The 23668-nt window shown below is 65.3% G+C and carries 19 protein-coding genes, 1 tRNA gene and 1 riboswitch; of the genes, 11 read left to right on the top strand and 9 right to left on the bottom strand.

Annotated elements, in window-relative coordinates:
- Window positions 1-188: 188 nt before the first annotated feature.
- Window positions 189-1229 (top strand): polysaccharide deacetylase family protein, encoded by a 1041-nt coding sequence (locus tag CQ12_RS08550; RefSeq protein ID WP_057834873.1) that lies wholly within the window; start codon window positions 189-191, stop codon window positions 1227-1229.
- Window positions 1230-1378: 149 nt separating this feature from the next.
- Here CQ12_RS08550 and CQ12_RS08545 read toward each other — a convergent pair whose 3' ends face one another.
- The 5 genes from CQ12_RS08545 to CQ12_RS08525 form a co-directional block, all read right to left on the bottom strand.
- Window positions 1379-1843 (bottom strand): hypothetical protein, encoded by a 465-nt coding sequence (locus tag CQ12_RS08545; RefSeq protein WP_057834872.1) that lies wholly within the window; start codon window positions 1841-1843, stop codon window positions 1379-1381.
- A 127-nt stretch (window positions 1844-1970) separates the two neighbouring features.
- Window positions 1971-2046: transfer RNA gene (locus CQ12_RS08540), tRNA-Thr, on the bottom strand.
- Window positions 2047-2139: 93 nt separating this feature from the next.
- A complete protein-coding gene (locus tag CQ12_RS08535; protein ID WP_057834871.1) occupies window positions 2140-3927 on the bottom strand; it encodes a heme biosynthesis HemY N-terminal domain-containing protein in 1788 nt (595 codons plus the stop codon).
- A gap of 8 nt (window positions 3928-3935) precedes the next feature.
- Window positions 3936-5174, bottom strand: coding sequence for a hypothetical protein (locus CQ12_RS08530; protein ID WP_057834870.1), 1239 nt, complete (start codon window positions 5172-5174; stop codon window positions 3936-3938).
- Window positions 5175-5304: 130 nt separating this feature from the next.
- Complete coding sequence (locus tag CQ12_RS08525; RefSeq protein ID WP_057834869.1) at window positions 5305-6054, bottom strand: uroporphyrinogen-III synthase; 750 nt, start codon at window positions 6052-6054, stop codon at window positions 5305-5307.
- Between the two features lie 143 nt (window positions 6055-6197).
- Between CQ12_RS08525 and tsaD the strand changes: the two genes are divergently transcribed.
- The 3 genes from tsaD to CQ12_RS08510 are packed head-to-tail and all read left to right on the top strand — an operon-like array spanning window position 6198 to window position 8669.
- Window positions 6198-7271, top strand: coding sequence for a tRNA (adenosine(37)-N6)-threonylcarbamoyltransferase complex transferase subunit TsaD (gene tsaD, locus CQ12_RS08520; protein ID WP_057834906.1), 1074 nt, complete (start codon window positions 6198-6200; stop codon window positions 7269-7271).
- 1 nt (window position 7272) lies between these two features.
- Window positions 7273-8253 carry an NAD(P)H-dependent glycerol-3-phosphate dehydrogenase gene (locus CQ12_RS08515; RefSeq protein ID WP_057834868.1) on the top strand — a complete coding sequence of 327 codons (981 nt, stop codon included), beginning with the start codon at window positions 7273-7275 and terminating at the stop codon, window positions 8251-8253.
- Between the two features lie 2 nt (window positions 8254-8255).
- Window positions 8256-8669: an EVE domain-containing protein gene (locus CQ12_RS08510; protein WP_057834867.1), complete on the top strand. Its 414-nt coding sequence runs from the start codon at window positions 8256-8258 to the stop codon at window positions 8667-8669.
- A 157-nt stretch (window positions 8670-8826) separates the two neighbouring features.
- Here the strand turns inward: CQ12_RS08510 and CQ12_RS08505 are convergent, their stop codons facing one another.
- A complete protein-coding gene (locus CQ12_RS08505; protein WP_057834866.1) occupies window positions 8827-9993 on the bottom strand; it encodes a DNA topoisomerase IB in 1167 nt (388 codons plus the stop codon).
- 372 nt (window positions 9994-10365) lie between these two features.
- On the opposite strand from CQ12_RS08505, the gene acs reads away from it, so the two are divergent.
- Together acs and CQ12_RS08495 are read left to right on the top strand one after the other, a co-directional pair.
- A complete protein-coding gene (gene acs, locus CQ12_RS08500; protein WP_057834865.1) occupies window positions 10366-12318 on the top strand; it encodes an acetate--CoA ligase in 1953 nt (650 codons plus the stop codon).
- 448 nt (window positions 12319-12766) lie between these two features.
- The gene (locus CQ12_RS08495; RefSeq protein ID WP_057834864.1) at window positions 12767-13279 is read left to right on the top strand and encodes a L,D-transpeptidase; all 513 of its coding nucleotides are present in this window, start codon (window positions 12767-12769) and stop codon (window positions 13277-13279) included.
- Window positions 13280-13328: 49 nt separating this feature from the next.
- Here CQ12_RS08495 and CQ12_RS08490 read toward each other — a convergent pair whose 3' ends face one another.
- On the bottom strand, window positions 13329-13916 hold the full coding sequence (locus CQ12_RS08490) for a thermonuclease family protein (RefSeq protein WP_198164100.1): 588 nt from the start codon (window positions 13914-13916) through the stop codon (window positions 13329-13331).
- A gap of 48 nt (window positions 13917-13964) precedes the next feature.
- Complete coding sequence (locus CQ12_RS08485; protein WP_057834862.1) at window positions 13965-14174, bottom strand: DUF1674 domain-containing protein; 210 nt, start codon at window positions 14172-14174, stop codon at window positions 13965-13967.
- A 157-nt stretch (window positions 14175-14331) separates the two neighbouring features.
- Between CQ12_RS08485 and CQ12_RS08480 the strand changes: the two genes are divergently transcribed.
- The 3 genes from CQ12_RS08480 to purH all read left to right on the top strand — a co-directional run bounded on the left by CQ12_RS08480 (window position 14332) and on the right by purH (window position 19302).
- Entirely contained in the window at window positions 14332-15678 is a 1347-nt protein-coding gene (locus CQ12_RS08480; RefSeq protein ID WP_057834861.1) for an RsmB/NOP family class I SAM-dependent RNA methyltransferase, read from the top strand.
- 162 nt (window positions 15679-15840) lie between these two features.
- Window positions 15841-17556, top strand: a complete 1716-nt coding sequence (locus CQ12_RS08475) for a heparinase II/III family protein (RefSeq protein ID WP_057834860.1) — start codon at window positions 15841-15843, stop codon at window positions 17554-17556.
- Between the two features lie 49 nt (window positions 17557-17605).
- A riboswitch (ZMP/ZTP riboswitch) is annotated at window positions 17606-17686 on the top strand.
- Between the two features lie 23 nt (window positions 17687-17709).
- Window positions 17710-19302 (top strand): bifunctional phosphoribosylaminoimidazolecarboxamide formyltransferase/IMP cyclohydrolase, encoded by a 1593-nt coding sequence (gene purH / locus CQ12_RS08470; RefSeq protein WP_057834859.1) that lies wholly within the window; start codon window positions 17710-17712, stop codon window positions 19300-19302.
- 123 nt (window positions 19303-19425) lie between these two features.
- On the opposite strand, the gene CQ12_RS08465 is transcribed toward purH, so the two are convergent.
- Window positions 19426-20811, bottom strand: a complete 1386-nt coding sequence (locus CQ12_RS08465; RefSeq protein WP_057834858.1) for an MFS transporter — start codon at window positions 20809-20811, stop codon at window positions 19426-19428.
- 129 nt (window positions 20812-20940) lie between these two features.
- Between CQ12_RS08465 and ggt the strand changes: the two genes are divergently transcribed.
- Together ggt and CQ12_RS08455 are read left to right on the top strand one after the other, a co-directional pair.
- Window positions 20941-22683 carry a gamma-glutamyltransferase gene (gene ggt / locus CQ12_RS08460; protein ID WP_057834857.1) on the top strand — a complete coding sequence of 581 codons (1743 nt, stop codon included), beginning with the start codon at window positions 20941-20943 and terminating at the stop codon, window positions 22681-22683.
- Between the two features lie 33 nt (window positions 22684-22716).
- Entirely contained in the window at window positions 22717-23613 is an 897-nt protein-coding gene (locus CQ12_RS08455) for an SDR family oxidoreductase (RefSeq protein WP_057834856.1), read from the top strand.
- The last annotated feature ends 55 nt before the right edge of the window (window positions 23614-23668 follow it).

Genomic DNA, 23668 nt, shown 5'->3' with positions numbered 1-23668 from the left:
AAAGCGGGGCCCGTTGTTGATGGCGGGGACCATGCGCCCGGAACCGCTGTCACGACTGTGACTGACGTCACTCGCTCATAAACCCCTTATTTGCTTCGCCTAACCGGCGCCTGTTCGCGAGACGTTAAGACATTGTTGGCATTAATGACCCGTTGCGTGTGTATCCCGAGTATCTGGAAAGAGTAGCGATGCGTAATGCGTTGGGCCTGATGCTGGCCAGTTTTGTGACGGCGGTATTGATCACCGGCGTTTGGTTCTGGACCTCCTCGCCGCGCGCCGATGCGGCTCCCCCTCAAACCGTCGCCGCTCGCATGGCCGAGCCGCTGCTGGCGCCCGCCGCAGCGAGACCCGCACCGAAGGACGACGTCGAGATCACCGCCGGGCTCTCGAAGCCGATGCCGGCCGCTGCTCCCGCGCCCTTTCCTGCGCCGCAGCCGATGCGCTCGAGCTGCGCCAACCCCGACGCGCTCGGCGTCAGCCGCACCGTCGTGATCGACACCACAGGCGGTCCTGGCTTCGGCTTCCTGCAATACAAGCAGTTCGACTTCCTGACCGATAAGGAAGTGGTGCTGACCTTCGACGACGGTCCGTGGCCGACCACGCCGGCGGTGCTGAAGGCGCTCGCGGATGAATGCACCAAGGCGTTGTTCTTCCCCGTAGGCAAGCACACGACCTATCATCCGGAGATTCTCAAGCAGGTCGCGGTCGCCGGCCACACCATCGGCTCGCACACCTGGTCGCATGCCCATCTCGACAGCAAGAAGCTGACCGAGGCGCAGATGCGGGAAGAGATCGAGAAAGGCTTCAGCGCCGTGAAGATGGCGCTGGGAACCGCGCCCGCGCCGTTCTTCCGCTTCCCCGGGCTCGCGCACACACAAACAGCCCTCGGCTATCTCGCCTCGCGCAACATCTCGATGTTTTCAGTCGATGTCGATTCCAACGACTTCAAATCGTCGGGTCCCGACCAGGTGATCCAGAACGTCATGACCAAGCTCGACAAGCAGGGCAAGGGCGTGATCCTGATGCACGATCTGCAGAAGAGCACGGCGCAGGCCTTGCCGACGCTGCTGCGTCGCCTGAAGGCCGGCGGCTACAAGGTCGTGCAGATGCGCGCCAAGGAGCAGCTCGAAACCCTGCCCGAATATGACGCGATGCTGGTGAAGGATCAGAAGACGCCGGCGGTCGCCAGCCGCCCGATCAGCAGCGTGGTGCAGACGGTTTCGCAGTAAGCATTCGCGGCGCCTGTCGGCGTCGCACTTCCAATTTGGTCGCCATGCCCGGGCTTTGCCCCGGGCATCCGCGTCTTTGGGATACGCCAGCGAAGGAAGACGTGGATGGCCGGGCCGCGGCCATGACGTTCGTGAATTGAGATCTCGGCTTACCAGTAGAACCCGTATCGATGCAGCGCGCGAGCGATGCGCGCTTCGATCCGGTAGCGTGTGTGGTGCAGCCTCATTCTTCCTGACATCGACCTTCCTGACATCGACGCCGTTCTCCGGAATGCAGGCCTGCCGAGCGCGGCATGCGCGGAGGCCGCGGCGGGCCGATACGCCCTCGCCGCCCGTGGCCTAGCCGTCTCGGTCCTGCTCGTCTCAACCTTGTTCGCGTCGGCTTTCGGCGTCTCAGCCTTGGGTGTTTCAGCCCTGGGTGCCTCGATCGCCGGCCGCTCGACATATTTCGGCGGCTCCGGCGGGGCTTCAGCGGTCTTCGGTGCATCGACGACGGCCTTCGCAGGCGCCGGAGCGCGCGGCGACTCGATGCCGCCCAACGACAGGCTCCGATCGCCAGCCTGCGCCGCGGCGGATACAAAAACGAATCCTGCAATGAGAATGAATTTACGCATGTTTGTATCTCCCCTTGAGGTTGACCGGGAGACTACGGGTGGCAGGCTTTCGTTTATGTGAGACAGGTCACGCCAACGCATGCGCGACCGCGCGCGACAAATTCTTCAGGGAATTTTTTGAAAAGCGTGGTGCCGCAAACAGGACTCGAACCTGTGACCCCGTCATTACGAATGACGTGCTCTACCAACTGAGCTATTGCGGCGAACCGAAGCGGCGCTCCCGCGTGAGCCGCGAGCGCCCGCACCTGATATCGGGCACGGCCCCGATTGGCAAGAAAAACGCTCGGGCCTTAACCCTAGTTGCCGCCCCAGCGTGACAAAAATCCTCGCCAGCCGCCGGCCTGGGCCTTGGGCGTTCCGATTTGTTCCGCGAATTCGTCCGGCGGGCCTTCCTCGTCGACCCCGGGGTCGTCAGGCGCCCGGACCAGCGGGATTACGGCCGGAATCGGCGCCGGGACGGTCTTTGGAATGTCCTTGCGCGAGCGGAACAGGGGAGCCGGCTGCGGCGGGGCTGATTCGGGCGGCTTTTGCGGAGCCGGGGCCGGTTCAGCGGCCGGTTCCGGGCGGCTTGCCTCGGCCGGGGTGGGCTCGGCGGCGACAGGCGCTGGCGGCGTATTGTCCTGCGCGGCCGATGGCTCTGGTGCGACCGGAGCTGCCGATGGCTCCGGCGTGTCGGGAGCTATGGGCTCGACCACCGGCTCGTTCACGGGCTCGGGCGGCGCAATCACCACCGCGCGGCGCGGGGTCGCCAGCATGGCTTCCTCGAACGGGGAGGACTCGATCGCAGGTCCCTTGTCGGACGGCAGCGCCGCGACCGGCGTCTGCCACTGGAAGGCATCGAGCCGTCCCGTAACCGGCGAGACCGGTCGCCAGCGATCACTGACATAGCCGTCCGCGGTCCAGGCCGGATCATGCAGTGCGCGCACCGCGCGCAAGGTCCACGCCCGCGAACGGCCGCTATCGCCGTGCTCGGTGCGCTCCAGCTCCGCCATCAGCAGCGCGACACGTTGCGTCGGCTGATCGATGAAGGGCGCCAGCGCCTCACGCGCTTTCGCAAATTCGGAGGCGTCGATCGCAGCGCGCGCGATCGCCAGCGCGCCCTCGATGTGGCCTGGCGCTTTTGCAGCCAGCGTCTCGACGCGCACCAGCCGTTGCCGCGCGGAATCGCCGAGCTTCACATGAGAATAGGCGTCGGCAAGATCGGGATGCGGCTGCGCCAGCCACGCCGCCTCGACGAGGCGCATCGAGCGCCGCACCTGATGCGCTTCGCTCTCGAACTTGCTCGCCAGTACCGCGGCCGGCACCAGCGTCGGCGCCAGCTTGACCGCTTCCATCACGCTCTCGCGCGCCAGATCGCGATCGACCTTTTCGAGTTCGAGCGCGCGCGCCGTCAGCAGCACGCCGCGCTGGCGGCGATAGGTCGCCTTGTCGATAAGCCCGGCCGATTGATTGTTGTCGAGGATTTTCAGCGCACCGGCCCAGTCGCCCTTGGCGCAGCAGAAGCCGAGCACGGCGTGCGAGGCCCATGACGACGACGGCGACAGTTTCAGCGCTTCCTCGGCGAGCATGACCGCGGCGAGGGGATCGTCGGCGCGCTGCGCCTCAATGAAGAGGCCGCGCAGGCCGAGCAGCCGCGTGTCTTCACGCTCGGCCATCGCGCGGAAGGCGCGCTGCGCGCCCTCGCGGTCGCCGTCGAGCTGCGCCGATTGCGCGTGCAGTAACAAGGCCAGCGGATCGTGCGACGCGTGTTTCCGTGCGGTATCGGCATGCATGCGGGCGGCGGAGGAGTCGCCATGGCCGATCGCCAGCAGGCCTTGCGTGATCGCATGCCGGCCGCGGGCCTGACGGCGTTCGCGCCGGTTGCGGCGGAGACGTTGCGGCGTACGCCACAGGCCGCGCAAGATCGCCCAAATCATCATCGCCGCGACGATGACGATGCCGAGCACCAGCACGAACACCGGCAGCGTCATCTGGGCGCGATAGCCACCCCAGGACAACGCGACGTCGCCGGTCTGCTCGGCAATCCAGGCTGCGCCCGCTGCACCAAGCGCGATCAATAAGAGAAAAAGAATGATCCGGATCATTGAAATCCTTATTCCGACGGTTTGGCCAGCCCAGCCATGGCCTCGGCGGCAAATCGACGGGATGCGGCCAGCGCGGCGTCGCGGGCGTCGGCACGCTCGATCCAGGATTGCGCCGCGGCGCGATCAGCCGGCTCCAGCGTTTTCAATTCCCGCCGCGCCTCGTTGAAATCGTTGCGCAACGCGGCTGCCGTGATCCGCGCCACCACGGCGCCGCGATCCGTGCCGGCGGTATCGGTGCGTTCGATCTTGACCAGCTTGGCGGCGCCCGCCTGAAGACGATCGACGATGCCGGTGCCGGTCGTGGCAGCGTTCTGCTGGACCGTTGGCGTCAGCTTCGGCACCAGCGCCAGCAATTCCGTGCTCAGCTTGCCGGCATTCGGCACGCCTTTGTCCGCAAACTGGTCGAGCGGCTTGAGCGCACCGGGATCCGGCGCCAGGGATTTCGCCGTCGAGAGCGCCACGGGATAGGGATCGCCGACCCGGACGAGAACGTCGAGCAATGCAGCGGCCAGCACCCGGCGCCACGGCATATCGTTGGCGGCCTTGGCGTCGGCTGATCTGGTGTCGGCGATCTTGCTGCCTTGCTGCGCGATCTCGGCGCCCTGCGCCCGCATCTGGTTCTCGACCCTGGCGATGCGTTCGGCGAAAGCGGTGAGATCAGGCGACACCGCGCCGTCGCCGCGTGGCGCCGACTTCACATCGTTGATGGCGGATGCCAGCTTTTCGCCTTGCGCGCGTGTCGTTGCGAGTTCGCCGCGCAACGTCGCAACCGATTTTTCCAGCGCGTCGGTGCGGGCCGCGGCGGCGGGATCGGCCACCGGCTTGCCCGCTTTCGCTTCAAGACCGGCAACCCGCGAAGTCAAACCGTCGATGGCGGAGGCGTTGAGCTGCGCAGTCTGCGATACGGAGGCGGGCTGTATCGCGGGCCAGCCCAGCATCCAGCCGACACCGATCACCAGCGCGGCCGCGACCGCGCCGGAAACCGGCGCGACGACCCAAGGAGAGACGGACGCCGAGACAGGCCGTGACAGCGGCTCGGCGGCATCCGGAGATTCCTCAACCGGCGCCTGGGCGATTTCCGGCGCGGGCTCAGTCACCGGCTCGGGCGGCGCCTCGGCACCGTTCTTGGTTCCGCTCGATGCCTTGGTTTCGCTCGATGTGGCCTCGAGATCGATAGTCGGCGGCTCTCGCTTCGGCCGGCCCGAATCGGGCAGCGATCCAGTGTCTTCGGGCCTGTTGTCGACCATCGCAGCGGTTCCCTTGAATGGTTAGATGCCGGAACTTAGCAGAATCGGGACCGTCTTAGAGCATGATCCGGCGGTGGCGGCACCGGTTTTCCGATAAGAGCATGATCAGACTTAAAGATTAGCCTCAAAATCAGGATTTCGGCCGGGATTGCAACGCGCGGGCAAGCGCCTCGAACAGGGCATTCTCATCCGGCGAAGCCGCCTGTGTCACCTGGCTTGCGCCGGCATCCCGCAACACCGCGGCCACCGCCGCCGAAATGCAGCACTGCGGCAGCGCCAACGCCGAGATTTCGACGCCGCCCGAGCGTGCCGCCTCCAGGAAGGCACGCGCGCTGCGCCGCGAGTAATGCAGCACGGCCTCGACCTCATCCGCCACGAAAGCGTCACATATTTCGCGGGCCAGGCTGGGCGCGGGGACCATCCGGTAGGTGGTCTGCGTCACCACCGTAAAACCCTTCTCGCCGAGTTCGCCGGCGAGATCGCGCGCGAGATCGGCGCCGGCAAGGTACAGGATCGGGCTGCTCTTCTTCAGTTGCTTCGATTTCGCGCCTGCCAGCACCAGATCGCGCAACGCGCCGGCGTCGCCTTTCGACGCGATCACCTCGGCAAAGCCGGCCTCGCGCGCTGTGGCCGCGGTATTTTCTCCAACCGCGAACAGCGGCAGCGTGAGCAGCCGGCTATCCGCCAGATGGGACGCGATGGCGCGCAGGGCGTTGGCGCTGGTGACGATAATAGCGCCGTAGCTCGCATCCGCATCGTCCTGGAACGGCACAGGCTCGAACCGCAGCATCGGCGCGCGCAGCACGTCGAATCCCCGCGCGCGAAGCGCCTCCGCCGTTGTCTCATCGTCGGGACTTGGACGCGTGACGAGAACGGCCATATTTCAGATCTCCGCCAACACGATTTCGGTATCCCCGGGCGATTGCACGTTGCGACCTCGTAATGCTACGCGGTTACCGAAGCGTTGTTTTTGGCGATAGCGCAACAATTCATCAAGGGTTCAATTTGGACAACGACAAGCCGATGCTGGTGCTGGGTATCGAGACCACCTGCGACGAAACCGCAGCCGCCGTGGTCGAGCGCCAGCGCGACGGCAGCGCCAGAATTCTGTCCAATATCGTACGCTCGCAGACAACGGAACACGCCCGTTTCGGCGGCGTGGTGCCAGAGATCGCGGCGCGCGCCCATGTCGACCTGCTCGACGGCATCGTCGGCCAGGCCATGAAGGACGCCAATGTCGGCTTTGCGCAGTTGTCGGCAGTCGCGGCCGCCGCCGGCCCCGGGCTGATCGGCGGCGTCATCGTCGGCCTGACCACCGCCAAGGCGATTGCGATGGTCCACGATACGCCGCTGATCGCGGTCAATCACCTCGAAGCCCATGCGCTGACGCCGCGGCTCACCGGCCCGCTGGCGTTTCCCTATTGCCTGTTCCTTGCCTCCGGCGGCCACACCCAGATCGTCGCTGTCGCCGGCGTCGGCCAATATGTGCGGCTCGGCACCACCGTCGATGACGCGATGGGTGAAGCCTTCGACAAGGTGGCGAAGATGATGTCGCTGCCCTATCCGGGCGGACCGGAGGTCGAGCGCGCCGCGGCGCGTGGCGACGCCAAGCGTTTCGCCTTTCCGCGGCCGATGCTCGGACGTCCCGATGCCAATTTCTCGCTGTCGGGATTGAAGACCGCGGTTCGCAACGAGGCCAACCGCATGATGCCGCTGGAGCCGGAGGACGTTGACGATCTCTGCGCCGGTTTCCAGGCCGCGGTGCTGGAATCGACCGTGGACCGGCTGAGCGTGGGCCTAAGATTGTTTCACGAACGGTTCGGCCCGCCGCGCGCGCTGGTCGCGGCCGGCGGCGTCGCCGCCAATCACGCGATCCGCGGCGCGTTGCAAAACGTTGCCGCACGGGCGCAAACCACGCTGATCATTCCGCCGCCCGAACTCTGCACCGATAACGGCGCGATGATCGCATGGGCCGGCGCGGAACGGATGGCGCTCGGATTGACCGATACGATGGACGCACCCCCCCGCGCGCGCTGGCTGCTGGATGCCAACGCCAAAGCGCCGGCCGGCTACACCAAAACCCGCGCAGGATTCTGACATGGTGTCCTTCAATTCAGTCGCGGTGATCGGCGCCGGCGCCTATGGCACGGCGCTCGCCAGCGCCGCCCGACGCGCCGGCCGCGACGTCACGCTCTATGCGCGGAGCGCCGACGGCGCTGCGCAGATGAAGGCGACACGACAAAATCCAAGGCTGCCCGGCGTCAGCCTCGATGGCAGCATCGACATCACCGCCGACATGGCCGCGGCCGCGCGCGCCGACATCGTCCTGATTGCGACACCTGCGCAAAGCCTGCGCCAGGCCGCGATCGCGCTTACGCCGCTCCTCAAGCCGAAGACGCCTGTCGTCGCCTGCGCCAAGGGCATCGAACGCGGCACGCATCGGTTCATGACCGAGGTCATCGCCGAAGCCATTCCCGGCGCCATCCCTGCCATCCTGTCGGGACCGAATTTTGCCGACGATGTCGCGCGGGGCCTTCCGACCGCCGTCACGCTCGCCGCAAGGGATGAAGGGCTGGCGAGCCATCTGGTGCAGGCACTGGGCTCGTCGACCTTCCGGCCCTATCACAGCACGGACGTTCGCGGCGTCGAGATCGGCGGCGCGGCCAAGAACGTGCTGGCGATCGCCGCCGGCATCGTCGTCGGCCGGCAGCTCGGCGCTTCCGCGCTGGCCGCTCTGACCACCCGCGGCTTCAGCGAACTCGCCCGCCTCGGCCGCGCCTGCGGTGCGCGCAGCGAAACACTGGCGGGCCTGTCGGGTCTCGGCGACCTGATTTTGAGCTGCTCCAGTCCGCAGTCGCGCAATTTCGCGTTCGGCATCGCGCTCGGGCGCGGCGAAGCGCCGGACCGCAGCAAGCTCGCCGAAGGCGAATTCACCGCACCGGTCCTGATCGAACTGGCGGCTTCGCAGAACGTCGATATGCCGGTATCAAAGGCGGTGGCGGCGATCCTGGGCGGCAAGGTGACGATCGACGCGGCGATCGAGGGCCTGCTGACGCGGCCGTTCAAGGCGGAGGAATGACGATGGCGTACTGGCTGGTGAAATCCGAACCGTCGGTGTGGTCCTGGGACCAGCAGGTCGCGAAAGGCGCAAAGGGCGAAGCCTGGACCGGCGTGCGCAATTTCACCGCGCGCCAGAATCTCGTGAACATGAAGAAAGGCGACAAGGCGTTCTTCTATCACTCCAACGAGGGCAAGGAGATCGTCGGCATCGCGGAGATCATCAGGGAAGCCTATCCCGATCCGTCCGACAAAACCGGAAAATTCGTCTGCGTCGACATCAAGGCCGACAAGCCCTTGAAGACGCCGGTGACGATGGCCGCGATCAAGGCCGACAAGAAACTCGCGGACATGGCGCTGGTGAAATATTCGCGCCTGTCGGTGCAGCCGGTGACGGCGGACGAGTGGAAGATGGTCTGCAAGATGGGCGGGATGTAGGGCTCTTACTTCCCCTCTCCCCTTGTGGGAGAGGGTGGATCAATCGCGCTCCGCGCGATTGAGACGGGTGAGGGGTCTGTCTCCGCGGAAAGAACCCCTCATCCGGCACGGACTTCGTCCGCGCCACCTTCTCCCACAAGGGGAGAAGGAAGAAATCTTACGCCGCCGCGGCCGTCACTACCTGCGCCAGCAGCGCCTCGCGCTTGGCTTGCGTGCGATAACCCTTCATCGTCGCGGCGAAGCGCTCGAGGATACCGTCTTCGAACGCGGTGACGATAGTGTCGTGGACGTAGCTCTTGCGGCAGATCGCGGGCGTGTTCGACAGTTCGTCGGCGGCAGCGCGCACGGCTTCCAGCACCTGCTTCTTGCGGCCGCGTTCACTCGCCGCGGGCGTAATCCGCGACAGCGATTCCAGCACCACGGCTGACGCCATCAGGGTGCGGAAATCCTTCAGCGAAATCTTGATGCCGGCGATCTCGCGCAGGAACGCGTTCACCGTCGTGGTCGACACCGTACGCACGGTGCCGGAATTGTCGCGGTACTGGAACATGCGCTTGCCCGGCACGGTGCGCAGGATGCCAATGGCGCGCACGAGTTTCGCGGCGTCGCATTCCTTGCGCACGGCCTTGCCGCCCTTGGCCTTGAAGGTCAGGACGAAGCAATCGTCTTCCAGCGTAACGTTGGATTTCAGCATCGTGGTGGCGCCACGGGTGCCGTTGAGGCGGGCGTAGGATTCGTTGCCCGGACGGATCGCGGTGCGCGCGATCAATTCGATGACCGCCGAAAGCGCGAATTCGCGCGTCGGCTCGTCGCCGGACAGATACGCCGAAACCTTGCGCCGGATCTTCGGCAACGCCGCCACCAGCCGCGCCAGGCGATGCGCCTTGCGCTGCTCGCGGACCTTTTCCCAATCGGCGTGATAGCGATACTGCAGCCGTCCTGCCGCATCTATGCCGACCGCCTGCAAATGCGAAGAAGGATCGGCCGAATAGCGGACGTCGCGATAGGCCGGCGGCACCGCCATCGAATGCAGGCGGCGGATGGTGCCGGCGTGACGGATCTGCGTGCCGTTGGCGCGATGGAATGAATAGCCCTTGCCGCGCTTGACCCGGCGGATGGTCAGCCCGTTCTGGTCGCCGAGCTTGAGGCCGAGTTCCTGGGCCAGCTCTTCAACGGAAGTTTTGGCGACGATGTGCGGCTTTGCCGCGGACTTTGCGGTTTCGCCGACCGATTCCTTCGGCAGTTGGCCGAGCGCTTGCGCCAGTGCGACGGCGGGATCGGCGGAAACGGGCCGCGTAGCCTCGAAACTCTGCTGATCCATCATGTCCGTTGTCGCCTTGCTCCGCCTGTTTCGCCGGTAATGCCTTTTGCTGTGGCTTGGTTCCGGGGAGCCGTCCGGCCCCGGGAAGGCCATTTAGGGGGTAACGTATCACTTTGCGAGTCCCGATTCCATCATTGATGGTTACTAAATACCTTTCATGGGAGCCATTCCGGCGATAACGTTGATTTCGCCCTGCGCGGGCGCGCGAAAATTTGAGCGATCTTGATCCGCAATAAGGCCGGGAACCGCCAGACCGACCAAGGTCGCAGACGTTCCGCCTTGTCCGGGCATCGCCCCGCGACGCATAATCGCGGCAACAATTCAGGACGATTGCGGTCGCCCGAAGTGTGCGACTGCAATGAGCGGGAGGGAAAGATGTCCGAGAAGATTTACGACGTATCCGCCGATTGGGCCAAGCGCGCCTATGTCAATGACGCCAAGTACCGCGAAATGTATGCCCGCTCGGTCAACGATCCCAATGGCTTCTGGGCCGAACAGGCCAGGCGCATCGACTGGATGAAGCCGCCCCACAAGATCGAGAACGTCTCCTTCGCCCCCGGCAACATCTCGATCAAATGGTTCGAGGACGGCGTCCTGAACGCCGCCTGGAACTGCATCGACCGCCATCTGGACAAGCGCGGCAACCAGACCGCGATCATCTGGGAGGGCGACGACCCCTCGCAGTCCAAGCACATCACCTATCGCCAGTTGCACGACGAAGTCTGCAAGATGGCCAACATCCTGCGCACGCGGAACGTCAAGAAGGGAGACCGCGTCACGATCTATCTGCCGATGATCCCGGAAGCCGCCTATGCGATGCTGGCCTGCGCGCGGATCGGCGCCATTCACTCGGTGGTGTTCGCCGGCTTCTCGCCGGACAGCCTTGCCCAACGCATCACCGACTGTCAGTCCAAGGTGATTATCACCGCCGACGAAGGCCTGCGCGGCGGCAAGAAGGTGCCGCTGAAGGCCAATGTCGATGCGGCGATTTCCAAAGCCGGCGGCGTCGACTGGGTCGTCGTGGTCAAGCGCACCGGTGCCGCCATCGACATGAATCCGTCGCGCGATTTCTGGTATCACGAAGCGGCCGCGATGGTGACGACGGAATGCCCGGCCGAGCATATGCATGCGGAAGATCCGCTGTTCATCCTCTACACGTCGGGCTCCACCGGCCAGCCGAAGGGCGTGTTGCACACCACCGGCGGCTATCTCGTATTCGCGTCGCTGACGCACCAATACGTGTTCGATTATCACGACGGCGATATCTACTGGTGCACCGCCGACGTCGGCTGGGTCACCGGCCACAGCTACATTCTCTATGGACCGCTGGCCAACGGCGCGACCACGCTGATGTTCGAGGGCGTGCCGAATTACCCCGATAATTCGCGCTTCTGGAACGTCATCGACAAGCACAACGTCAACATCTTCTACACCGCGCCGACCGCGATCCGCGCGCTGATGCAGGCCGGCGACGGCCCCGTGCAGAAGACCTCGCGCAAGAGCCTGCGGCTGCTGGGTTCAGTCGGCGAGCCGATCAATCCGGAAGCGTGGGAGTGGTATCACCGCGTGGTCGGCGACGGCCGCTGCCCGATCGTCGACACCTGGTGGCAGACCGAGACCGGCGGCATTTTGATCACGCCGCTGCCGGGCGCGACCAAGCTGAAGCCGGGTTCGGCGACGCGGCCGTTCTTCGGCGTGGTGCCCGAAATCGTCGATGCCGACGGCAAGGTGCTGGAAGGCGAGACCACCGGCAATCTCTGCCTCGCCAAATCCTGGCCGGGTCAGATGCGCACGGTCTATGGCGATCACGCCCGTTTCGAGCAGACCTATTTCTCGACCTACAAGGGCAAGTATTTCACCGGCGACGGCTGCCGCCGGGATACCGACGGCTATTACTGGATCACCGGCCGCGTCGATGACGTCATCAACGTCTCCGGCCACCGCATGGGCACCGCCGAAGTCGAGAGCTCGCTGGTCGCGCATGCCAAGGTTTCGGAAGCCGCCGTCGTCGGCTATCCCCACGACATCAAGGGCCAGGGCATTTACGCCTATGTGACGCTGATGGCCGGCACCGAGCCGACCGAGGAGCTGCGCAAGGAGCTGGTGGCCTGGGTGCGCAAGGACATCGGCCCGATCGCGTCCCCCGACCAGATCCAGTTCGCCCCCGGCCTGCCGAAAACCCGCTCCGGCAAGATCATGCGCCGCATCCTGCGCAAGATCGCCGAGGACGAGCCCTCGAGCCTCGGCGACACCTCGACGCTCGCCGATCCGGCCGTGGTCGACGACCTCGTGCAGAACCGGCAGAACAAGAAGGGCGCCCCGGCGTAAGGCGCGGCCAGAACAGCTGGAGCTCGGGAGCGCCCCTCTATGCGCCCGAGCACCCACTATCCGCATGGTGATGGCCCTGCAAAGGAAGGCGTGGATACCCGGGACATCTAGCGCGCAGACGCGCTTCGCGCTTTTGCCCGGCCTGACGGGCTTGTGGGACTGAGCCCGCTATAGAACCTGCCGGAAATTCCCATCGCTCACGCTGATATCAGTGGCTGGCCCGCCTCGGCGGGCCTTTCGCCGCCATGTGTTGTTTTCCGGTCATTTACTTTATTTCCAACATTTCCTTTGTTCCCCCCGCCGAAATCAGTCTCGAAAGCCGGCGTTGAAACCAGCCGGTCAATTCGTGCGACTAAACTAAACGCCGCGCACGCGAGACGGCGGGCCGTCGAGGCTTGAAAGGATAGTTGAGGGATACCCGAGAGGGCGGGCAGAGTGGAGCTGGGAAATGTTTAAGAGAATTGCGGTGGCGTTAGCCGCCACCATTGGTTTGAGCATTGTTATGTCATCGGCGGCGCAAGCGCGGCCGGAACTGGTTGGCATCAGCGGCGATTACGCGCCGGGCACGATCATTGTGAAGACCCATGAGCGGCGCCTCTACCTCGTCCTCGAATCGGGCCGCGCGATGCGCTATCCGGTCGGCGTCGGCAAGGCCGGCAAGCAGTGGGCGGGCACCACCAAGATCGACGGCAAGTATCTCAACCCGGCCTGGTCGCCGCCGAACGAAGTCAGGCGCGACAAGCCCGGCATGCCCGACGTGATTCCCGGCGGCTCGCCGCGCAACCCGATGGGCGTTGCGGCGATGACGCTGGCCGGCGGCGAATACGCGATTCACGGCACCAACGTGCCGAATTCGATCGGCGGCTTCGTCTCCTACGGCTGCATCCGCATGCTCAACGACGACATCTCCGATCTCTATCAGCGCGTCTCGGTCGGAACGACCGTGACTGTTACACGCTGATCGGCTGAACGATTCCGATACAAAGAGCCGCGCGGTTCGCGCGGCTCCTTCATTTGGATATTGGTTGGCTTGCGCTCGCGCACCAGCCGTTGCGGTGACCGCCGCCATAGCTGCGCACATGTCCCGCCGCGAGCATCGCCGTCGAAACATTCCCGGTGCGCCTCGTCGCGGCATCGGCCACGACGCGGCCGCTATATTTGTCCGGCCCGATATTGAAGATCGTGACCTCGCCCTCGCGCAGCAGCACGCGCAGGGCATCGGTCGCAGCTTCCGCCATCTGCAGCTCCTGCGGACACGACGCCTTCAACTCGGGCGCATCGATGCCGCGCAACCGCACGCGCGTGGTGGGTTCGACGCCGGGCGACAAATGCACCCGCGCCTCAAACGTGTCGCCGTCGATGGTGCGGATGACATCGACGGGGTGACGCGCATCAGAATTACCGGCGTGCTTCCAGACCATCTCGGCGTCGCGCGCCGCCTGGCTGTTGGTGAAGCCAGGTAGCGACCGCCGCACCCAGTCCCGCACCGGCAGCGTCGACACCGCCACTACGCAAAGCACGAACACCCATGGCAGCCAGCGCCGCGAAGGACCCCGACGCGGGGCCCGGTATGCATTGATTCTCTCGTAGGGGGACATATTCCGACTAAGGGCTGAGTCGCCTCTTCCGGCAAGGCCCTCGGACGATCAAAAATCCGACGCGATTCCCTTGCGCTCCCAATCGCCATAGCGGGTCGGTTCCGGACCCTTCGGGCCCTGGAATTCCTTTTGCAGTGTCGTTGCATGAGCCGCGGCGGCCTTGCGGCGTGCTTCGGCCTCGGCGAGCGCGCGCTCGGCCGCGGGCGTCAGCTTCTTGCGCTCCGCGACAAGCGCGGGGGATGAAGAATTGTCGGTCATTGCAACTCTCCATAGCATGGGATGGGCCCACAGATGACATCACATTCGCAAAATTGTCTGTGGCGATTCTTACATTTGGCATATTCGCATGCCAAAGGAACCGCTCAATCAATGGCATGAGCCGAAACCTTTCCGCCTTCCGAGACATTGCTGCTGCATGCCCCCGTCAAGATTCGCAGTACCTTCAGAAGTGCCCGGCCTCGCAGCACGGCGCATCGCGGCTGACATTCTCGACGGCGTGCTGCACAAGCACCGCACCCTCGACGACCAGCTCGACGGCGCCGGCGCGCATCCCGGCCTGAAGACACTCGCCGATCGCGACCGCGCGCTGATGCGGCGGCTGGTGGCGACGATCCTGCGGCGCCTCGGCACGCTCGGCCATTTGCTGTCGCGCCTGCTCGATCGCGGCATCCCGACCGACGCGCCGCGTGCGCAAAGCGCGCTCTTGATCGGCGCCGCGCAGATTCTCTGGATGGACGTGCCCGATCACGCTGCCGTCGATCTTTCGGTGCGGCTGGTGCAATCGGATCGGCGCGCCGCGAAATATGCCGGCCTCGTCAACGCCGTGCTGCGGCGCTGCGCCCGCGAAGGACAACCGCTGATCGAGGAAGTCAAAGCGCAGACGCTCGACATTCCGCCGTGGCTGCTCGCGCGCTGGATCGGCGCCTATGGCGAGACCACTGCGCGCGAGATGGCGCGTGCCATCGGCCACGAGCCCTCGCTCGACATCACCGTGAAGGCCGACGCGCCGCAATGGGCGAACCGCCTGCATGGCGAAACCTTGCCGACCGGAACCGTGCGCACGCTGCTGCAGGGTGCGGTGACCATGCTGCCCGGTTTCTCCGAAGGACAATGGTGGGTGCAGGACGCCGCCGCCGCGCTGCCGGCGCGCTTGTTCGGCGACGTCGGCGGCAAGACCATCGTCGATCTCTGCGCCGCGCCCGGCGGCAAGACCGCGCAACTGGCACAGGCCGGCGCGCGCGTCACCGCGGTCGATCGCTCGCCGGCGCGCATGGCGCGGCTGCGCGACAATCTGGCGCGGCTTTCGCTGCAGGTCGATGACGTCGTGACTGATGCCGCCGAGTGGCAAGGCCACCATGGCGGCTTTGACGGCGTGCTGGTCGATGCGCCCTGCACCTCCACCGGTACTATCCGCCGTCACCCCGACGTCGCGTGGCTGCGTCAGGAGACCGATATTGCGACGCTGTCGGCACTGCAGAAGCGGCTGCTGCAACGGGCGGTCGCGCTTCTCAAGCCGGGCGGAATGCTGGTCTACTGCACCTGTTCGCTGGAGCCGGAGGAAGGCGAGCAGGCGGTCACCTCCCTGCTGGCGGCCGAACCGGGCGTGCGCCGGGTCCCGATCGAGACGGGCGAGGTCGCAGGCTTGAGCGAAATCGTCACCGCAAACGGTGATTTGCGTACCCTGCCCTGCCATTTGCCCCATGCCGACCCCCGGCTCGGCGGGTTGGATGGATTTTACGCGGCGCGTCTGGTCAAGTACTGATTTTAAACGCGAATCTCCCGGCCTTCGGTTGATTCGCGCCTGTTCAAGATGGTGTAACGACGGCGTTTCCGGATTAAAAGGATTCGCCAGAATACCCCTCCCTCCCTAAGCCCAAGGCACGGCGTGTCGGTCGCTCAACGCAGACGCATCTCGACGCTTATCATGAGCCGCTCGGCGCGGACCGTGATCGCGCGCGCGACCGGCGCCACAGTGGCAGTGTCGCGGCTGTGGCCCGGCCGCGCCGACCGGCTGATCATCGCCCCCCACGATTTGCGCACCGCCGACGCCACCCGCGCCGCCGAAATTTATGCCGGCCGCTTCGTGTTCGCCGGCAAGATCGTGACCTGCCATGGCCGCTCGATCTTCGATCTCGAGCCGCCGTCGGAAGATTGGGAAGTCGCCCTGCTCGGCTTCGGCTGGCTGCGCCACCTGCGCGCCGCCGACACCGCGCTGACCCGCGCCAATGCCCGCTCGCTGGTCGATGACTGGATCTCGAATCCGGGGCGTCGGCGGCCGCTGGAACGCCGCCCCGACGTGCTGGCGCGACGCGTGATCTCGCTGTTGTCGCAGGCGCCGCTGGTGCTCGGCGACACCGACGGAAAATTCTATCGCAAATATCTGCGCGGGCTGACACGCGAGATCCGCTATCTGCGCTACACGACACTCGACATCTCCGACGGCGTGCCGCGGCTGCAGGTTCTGATCGCGCTGTGCTACGCCTCGCTATGCCTTGCCAATCAGGCGCGGAACATCCGCTCCGCGACGCGCCGGTTGTCCGACGAATTGCTACGGCAGATCCTGCCCGACGGCGGGCATATCTCGCGCAATCCCGGCGCGCTGGTCGAACTGCTCAGCGATCTCTTGCCGCTGCGCCAGACCTTTGCCGCCCGGAACATCGCGCCACCGCCGGCGCTATTGAATGCGATCGACCGCATGATGCCGATGCTGCGCTTCTTCCGCCATGGCGACGGCAGCTTTGCGCTGTTCAACGGCATGAGCAACGCGCCGTCCGATCTGGTGGCGACGCTCCTCGCCTATGACGATACGCATGGCGTGCCGATGTCGAACATGCCGCATACCGGCTTCCAGCGTCTCGACGCCGGCACCACGACCGTCATCATCGACACCGGCCCACCGCCGCCGCCGAATGTCAGCCAGGAAGCGCATGCCGGCTGTCTCTCGTTCGAATTGTCGTCCGGACCGAGCCGGATCGTCGTCAATTGCGGCATGCCTTCCACCGGCCGGGACAATTGGCGCACCTTTGCGCGCAGCACCGCGGCGCATTCGACCCTGACCTATCACGATACGTCCTCGTGCCAGTTCGTCGAACTGTCGGCGATGAAGAAGCTGCTGCAGGGCGCGCCTGTCGTCAGCGGCCCGGCCAATGTGGAAAGTTACCGCGAGGCGGTAACCGACGGCGATCTCCTGACCACCTCGCATGACGGCTATCTCGGCCGCTTCGGCGCCGTGCATCGCCGGGTGCTGATGATCTCGCATGACGGCGCGAGGCTCGACGGCGAAGACACCGTGTCGCCGGCGCCGGGGGGACGCATCAAGGGCGCCGAGAACGATTTTGCCCTGCGGTTTCACCTGCATCCCGCCGTGAAGGCCAGCCGCCTCAGCGATGCGCGCGGCGTGATGCTGGTATTGCCCAACCGCGACGTCTGGACCTTCGAGGCGCTCGACGACAAGGTCGACCTCGAGGATAGCGTATTCCTGGCCGGCAATGACGGCCCCCGCCGCACCGCCCAGATCGTGATCCGCCAGGATTCCCGCCACGCCTCCTCGATCCGCTGGAGCTTTTCCCGCTCGTCGACGTCGGCGGCCACCACCAACACTCGGCGTAACGCGCGGCGCGAGCCGGAACTGCCGCTCTGAGGCTTCAATCCGCGCCCATTGTGAACCCCGCCGAAAGCTGCTAACCAGCCGGCTCTCGCGCGACTGGCGACTTTGGATGGAGCACCATCGGGAAGCGCGAGAGTAATCGCCGCGCGCCTGGGCATAAGCATCCCCTAACAAAGGACCTTGCCCATGACCGACCATCCCCGCCGCGTAACTCGCGCTCTACTGTCCGTTTCCGACAAGACCGGCCTGATCGAATTCGCCAAGGCGCTCGCCGGCCATGGCGTCGAGCTCGTCTCCACCGGCGGCACGGCCAAGGCGATCGCGGCAGCCGGACTGCAGGTCAAGGACGTCTCGGAGCTCACCGGCTTCCCTGAAATGATGGACGGCCGGGTCAAGACGCTTCATCCGAAGGTGCATGGCGGCCTGCTCGCGATCCGCGACAACAAGGAACATGCAGACGCGATGAAGTCGCACGGCATCGCGCCGATCGATCTGCTCGTCGTCAACCTCTACCCGTTCGAGGCCACCGTCGACAAAGGCGCTGGTTACGAGGACTGCATCGAGAACATCGACATCGGCGGTCCGGCGATGATCCGCGCGGCGGCGAAGAACCACGACGATGTCGCCGTAATCGTTGAGGCTGCGGATTACCAGGCCGTGCTCGACGAGCTCGCCGCCAACAAGGGCGCAACGACACTGTCGCTGCGCCGCCGCCTCGCCGCGAAAGCCTATGCCCGTACCGCGGCTTATGACGCCGCGATCTCCAACTGGTTCGCCACCCAGCTCAAGGACAACGCGCCTGATTTTCGCGCCTTCGGCGGCAGGCTGATCCAGTCGCTGCGTTACGGCGAGAACCCGCATCAGACCGCGGCGTTCTATGCGACGCCCGACAAGCGGCCTGGCGTCTCCACCGCGCGGCAATTGCAGGGCAAGGAATTGTCCTACAACAACATCAACGACACCGATGCCGCCTACGAATGCATCGGCGAGTTCGATCCGAAGCGCACCGCGGCCTGCGTTATCGTCAAGCACGCCAACCCCTGCGGTGTTGCCGAAGGCCCCGATCTCATCACCGCCTATCGCCGCGCGCTCGCCTGCGACTCGACGTCAGCCTTCGGCGGCATCATCGCGGTCAACCGTACGCTCGATGCGGAAGCCGCACGCGCCATCATCGGCATCTTCACCGAGGTGATCATCGCGCCCGACGCCACCGAGGAGGCGATCGCGATCATCGGCGGCAAGAAGAATTTGCGGTTGCTGCTCGCGGGTGGCCTGCCCGACCCGCGCACGATCGGCCTGACTGCCAAGACGGTCGCCGGCGGCCTGCTGGTGCAGAGCCGCGACAATGCCGTGGTCGAAGACATGGACATCAAGGTCGCGACCAAGCGCGCGCCGACCGACGCCGAGATGCGCGACCTCAAATTCGCCTTCCGCGTCGCCAAGCACGTCAAGTCGAACACGATTATCTACGCCAAGGATCTCGCCACCGTCGGCATCGGCGCCGGCCAGATGAGCCGGGTCGATTCCGCCCGCATCGCCGCCCGCAAGGCGCTGGACGCCGCGGCTGAACTGAAGCTCGCCGAGCCGCTGACCAAGGGCTCGGTCGTTGCATCCGACGCCTTCTTCCCCTTCGCCGACGGCATGCTGGCCTGCATCGAGGCCGGCGCAACGGCCGTGATCCAGCCCGGCGGCTCGATGCGCGACGAGGAAGTCATCAAGGCCGCCGACGACCACGGCATCGCCATGGTGTTCACGGGCACCAGGCATTTCCGGCATTGATCTCCGTCGAATCTTAGAGTGGGCAAAGGAGCGCTAGCGACGTGCCCACCATCCATCGCCGATTGCGCTGCCTGATGGTGGGCACGCTGCGCTTTGCCCACCCTACGCACTGACGCCTCGCTGTCACTCCCTCACGCGCATCAGCAGCGCGAGGCCCAGCACAAAGAACACCACCAGCAGCGCCATGCCGGCCTTCTGGCTGGCGGTGACCGCGGTGACCACGCCGATCAGGAGCGGGCCGATGAACGACGTCACCTTACCGGTCAGCGCGAACAATCCAAAATACTGCGCGATGCGGTCCTTTGGCGCGAGGCGGATCAGCAGCGTGCGCGACGCTGCCTGCAGCGGCCCGCCGGCCACGCCGATCAGACATCCCAGCACGAGATAGGCGCGCTCAGCCGCGCCGGAGAACAGCGGGCCGCCCGGAACTGGCGGCGCGACTTTCACGAACAGGATCGAATCCTTGTCGACCAGCAGAATGGCGGCAAGCGCGAACAGCAGGATCAGAAGGCTGCCGGCAATGACGCGCTTGGGGCCGAGCCTGTCGTCGAGCTTGCCGCCGAGCCACGCGCCGAAGGTGCCGGCGATGGCCAGCAGAATACCAAACGTGCCGATCTGGATCGTGTGCCAGCCGAAGGTGCCGGCTGCATAAATGCCGCCGAAGGCGAACAGCGACACCAGCCCGTCGCTGTAGATCATGTTGGCGAGCAGGAATATCGCCAACGATCGCTGCTTCGGCAATTCGCTGAGCGTCCGCTTCAGTCCGCTCAGTCCTTCGCGCACCGCTTCGCGGATCGGACGCCTGGCCGGATAATCCGGCGTGAACAGGAACATCGGCGTCACGAAGATGATGAACCAGATGCCGGTCAGCGGGCCTGTGATGCGATCGCCCTGATGGGATACGGGATCGAGACCGAACAGCGGCGTCAGTCCGAACAGGGTGCGGCCGGTCTCCGGGCTGGCGGCAAGAAAACCGAGCACCAGGATGAGGCTGAGAATGCCGCCGATATAACCGGTCGCCCAGCCGGTGCCGGACAACCGTCCGATTCGATCAGGTGGCACCAGCGTCGGCATCATCGCATTGTTGAAGACGGTGGCGAATTCGACGCCCACGGTTGCGATCGCATAGGCCAGCAAGAGCTGCGGGATGACGCTCGCATCACCTGGCTTTCCGAGCCACATCAGGCAGGAGCCGATCACCAGCAGTGCGCCGAAACCGGCGATCCATGGCTTGCGGCGGCCGCTGGCATCGGCGATCGCCCCCAGCACCGGCGACAGCAGCGCGATCGCGAGGCCGGCAGCCGCGGTGGCAAATCCCCACAATGCCTGTCCCTCCGCCGGATTCGGCGCCACGAAGCTCGCGAAATAGGGCGCGAATACAAAGGTCGTGATCAGCGTGAAGTACGGCTGGGCTGCCCAGTCGAAGAATATCCAGCTCACGACGGCGGCGCGGCCCGGGTATTGCTGCGTAGTTTTGCCGCCCGTTGCCTCGGAAGCGATCACCGCCATGCCGGAAATTTCCTTCAAACTCACGTGAAGCGTTCTGCCCGTCGAATTCGAACCCATATAGCATGCGTCACCGACGCTTTGGCTATTGCCGGGCGTCACACGGGGCTTCCTAACTGCGGCGGATTTTCGATGACGGTCTTTTCAATCCGGTGGCGTCAGGTAACCGCCACATTCGTTCTTGCCTTTGCCTGCACCGCGACGGCCGTTGCGCAGGAACGTCGCGCGTACGCGCCTCCCGATCTCACATCAGTTCGCGCCGTCATGGCCGAGCGCGGCATGGTGGTGGCGCAGGAGAGGCTTGCCGCGCAAGTCGGCGCCGACATCCTGAAGCAGGGCGGCAACGCGATCGATGCCGCGGTCGCCACCGGCTTTGCGCTTGCCGTCACCTATCCGCGCGCCGGCAACATCGGCGGCGGCGGCTTCATGGTGATCCATTCGGCGGCGCGGAACGAAGACGCGGCGATCGATTATCGCGAGACCGCACCGGCTGCGACCACCCCAGACATTTTCCTGGGACCGGACGGCAAGCCCGATACCGACAAGTCACGCAATTCAGCGCTCGGCATTGGCGTGCCCGGCACGGTCGCCGGGTTGGCGCTGGCGCTCGAGAAATACGGCTCGGGCCGTTTCACGCTCGCGCAGATCCTCAAACCCGCCATCGAACTGGCACGCGACGGCTTTGCGGTTACTGACGACACGGCCGACACGTTGCCGGACATGTATCGCCGGATGGCGCGCTGGCCGGATTCGGCCAGAACATTCTCCCGCAGCGACGGCACGGCGCTGCGCGAGGGCGACCGGCTGATCCAGGCCGAACTCGCAGCAACGCTGTCGGCAGTCGCCGAGCAAGGGCCGCGCGGCTTCTACCAAGGACCGGTCGCCGAAAAGCTGGCAAAAGCCGTCCGCGATGCCGGCGGCATCATGACGGTGGACGATCTCAAATCCTACGAGGCGGTGATCCGCAATCCCGTGCGCGGCACCTATCGGGGTTACGACATTGTGTCGATGCCACTGCCCTCTTCGGGCGGCACAGTTCTCCTGGAGACGCTGAACATTCTCGAAGGGTTTCCGATGCCTGACATGAAGCAGGGCTCCGCGCCTTCGCTACATGTCATGATCGAGGCCATGAAGCGCGCTTACGCCGACCGCGCGCGCTATCTCGGCGATCCCGCCTTCGTCAACGCGCCGGCGGATATTCTGATCAGCAAGGACTACGCAACGAAACTGCGCGGCGGCATCGACCTTGCGCGCGCCACGCCGGCCGAAGCCCTGTCGGCGAAGCCGCCGCGCGAGGGCAGCAACACCACGCATTATTCGGTCGTCGACTCCAGCGGCAACGCGGTCAGCAACACGTATACGCTGAACTTTTCCTATGGTGTCGGGCTGGTCGCCGACGGCACCGGCGTACTGCTCAACAACGAGCTCGATGATTTCACCGCGGCGCCCGGCGCATCGAACGCATTTGGGCTGGTGGGATTCGAAGCCAACCTGCCCGGCCCCGGAAAACGACCGCTGTCGTCGATGTCGCCGACCATCGTGCTGAAGGACGGCAAGCCGGTGCTGGTGACGGGCTCGCCGGGCGGCAGTCGCATCATTTCGGCGGTGCTGCAGGTCGTGGTCGACGTGCTCGACTACAAGATGGACGTCGCCGCCGCCGTGGCCGCCCCTCGCCTGCACCATCAATGGATGCCGGACGTGGTGCGCGTGGAACAGGGCTTTCCGAAGGAAACGCTGGATGCGTTGAGGGAGAAAGGCCACCATGTGATCGAGCCGCTCGGCCAGACCTCGGCCAATTCGATCGCGGTCACGCCCAACGGCCTCCTCGGTGCACCCGACCCGCGCACGCGAGGCGCGGCGGCAGTGGGACAATAACGTAGCATTGCATCCTTCAAAGGAGAGCTTCAGATGACATCTCTCAAAGGCAAGACGCTGTTCATCTCAGGCGCCAGCCGCGGCATCGGTCTGGCGATTGCGCTGCGCGCCGCGCGTGACGGCGCCAATGTCGTGATTGCGGCGAAGACGGCGGAGCCGCATCCGAAGCTCAAGGGCACCATCTACACCGCCGCGGAAGAAATCCGCGCTGCCGGCGGCAAGGCGCTGCCGGTGCTGTGCGACATCCGCGACGAGGCGCAGGTGATGGCGGCGATCGAGCAGACCGTCGCCGAGTTCGGCGGCATCGATATCTGCGTCAACAATGCCAGCGCCATCAGCCTCACCAATTCGCAGGGAACCGACATGAAGCGGTTCGACCTGATGATGGGCATTAATACCCGCGGCACCTTCATGGTGTCGAAATACTGCATCCCGCACCTGAAGAAGGCCACCAACCCGCACATCCTGATGCTGTCGCCGCCGCTCGACATGAAGACCAAATGGTTCGAGCATTCCACCGCCTACACGATGGCCAAGTTCGGCATGAGCATGTGCGTGCTGGGACTGTCAGGCGAACTGAAATCCGCCGGCGTTGCGGTCAACGCACTGTGGCCGCGTACCACCATCGCCACCGCCGCCGTCGGTAACCTGCTCGGCGGCGAGGCGATGATGCGCGCGAGCCGGACGCCGGAGATCATGGGCGACGCTGCACACGCCATCCTGGTAAAACCGTCGCGCGAGTTTACCGGCCAGTTCTGCATCGACGACAAGGTGCTCTATGCCGCCGGCGTCAGGGATTTCGAGCCTTATCGCGTCGACCGCTCGGTGCCGCTGATGTCGGACTTCTTCGTCCCCGACGACGACGTGCCGCCGCCCGGCGTCACCGTGCAGGCGCTGCCCTCGGTGGGCGCGGCGCAGGCGTCGCGCTAGAGCATGATCCGGAAAAGCGTGTAGCGGTTTTTCGAAAAGATCATGCTCAAACAAA

It is taken from the genome of Bradyrhizobium jicamae (genome assembly GCF_001440395.1).
Classification (GTDB): domain Bacteria; phylum Pseudomonadota; class Alphaproteobacteria; order Rhizobiales; family Xanthobacteraceae; genus Bradyrhizobium; species Bradyrhizobium jicamae.
Note: the sequence above shows the minus strand (reverse complement) of the source record. Positions and strands in the feature narration are given on the sequence as shown.

Coding starts and splice junctions, on each gene's coding strand:
- CQ12_RS08550 (WP_057834873.1), top strand. CDS start 189: ATGCGTAATGCGTTGGGCCTGATGCTGGCCAGTTTTGTGACGGCGGTA.
- CQ12_RS08545 (WP_057834872.1), bottom strand. CDS start 1,843: ATGCGTAAATTCATTCTCATTGCAGGATTCGTTTTTGTATCCGCCGCG.
- CQ12_RS08535 (WP_057834871.1), bottom strand. CDS start 3,927: ATGATCCGGATCATTCTTTTTCTCTTATTGATCGCGCTTGGTGCAGCG.
- CQ12_RS08530 (WP_057834870.1), bottom strand. CDS start 5,174: ATGGTCGACAACAGGCCCGAAGACACTGGATCGCTGCCCGATTCGGGC.
- CQ12_RS08525 (WP_057834869.1), bottom strand. CDS start 6,054: ATGGCCGTTCTCGTCACGCGTCCAAGTCCCGACGATGAGACAACGGCG.
- tsaD (WP_057834906.1), top strand. CDS start 6,198: ATGCTGGTGCTGGGTATCGAGACCACCTGCGACGAAACCGCAGCCGCC.
- CQ12_RS08515 (WP_057834868.1), top strand. CDS start 7,273: ATGGTGTCCTTCAATTCAGTCGCGGTGATCGGCGCCGGCGCCTATGGC.
- CQ12_RS08510 (WP_057834867.1), top strand. CDS start 8,256: ATGGCGTACTGGCTGGTGAAATCCGAACCGTCGGTGTGGTCCTGGGAC.
- CQ12_RS08505 (WP_057834866.1), bottom strand. CDS start 9,993: ATGATGGATCAGCAGAGTTTCGAGGCTACGCGGCCCGTTTCCGCCGAT.
- acs (WP_057834865.1), top strand. CDS start 10,366: ATGTCCGAGAAGATTTACGACGTATCCGCCGATTGGGCCAAGCGCGCC.
- CQ12_RS08495 (WP_057834864.1), top strand. CDS start 12,767: ATGTTTAAGAGAATTGCGGTGGCGTTAGCCGCCACCATTGGTTTGAGC.
- CQ12_RS08490 (WP_198164100.1), bottom strand. CDS start 13,916: ATGTCCCCCTACGAGAGAATCAATGCATACCGGGCCCCGCGTCGGGGT.
- CQ12_RS08485 (WP_057834862.1), bottom strand. CDS start 14,174: ATGACCGACAATTCTTCATCCCCCGCGCTTGTCGCGGAGCGCAAGAAG.
- CQ12_RS08480 (WP_057834861.1), top strand. CDS start 14,332: ATGCCCCCGTCAAGATTCGCAGTACCTTCAGAAGTGCCCGGCCTCGCA.
- CQ12_RS08475 (WP_057834860.1), top strand. CDS start 15,841: ATGAGCCGCTCGGCGCGGACCGTGATCGCGCGCGCGACCGGCGCCACA.
- purH (WP_057834859.1), top strand. CDS start 17,710: ATGACCGACCATCCCCGCCGCGTAACTCGCGCTCTACTGTCCGTTTCC.
- CQ12_RS08465 (WP_057834858.1), bottom strand. CDS start 20,811: ATGGCGGTGATCGCTTCCGAGGCAACGGGCGGCAAAACTACGCAGCAA.
- ggt (WP_057834857.1), top strand. CDS start 20,941: ATGACGGTCTTTTCAATCCGGTGGCGTCAGGTAACCGCCACATTCGTT.
- CQ12_RS08455 (WP_057834856.1), top strand. CDS start 22,717: ATGACATCTCTCAAAGGCAAGACGCTGTTCATCTCAGGCGCCAGCCGC.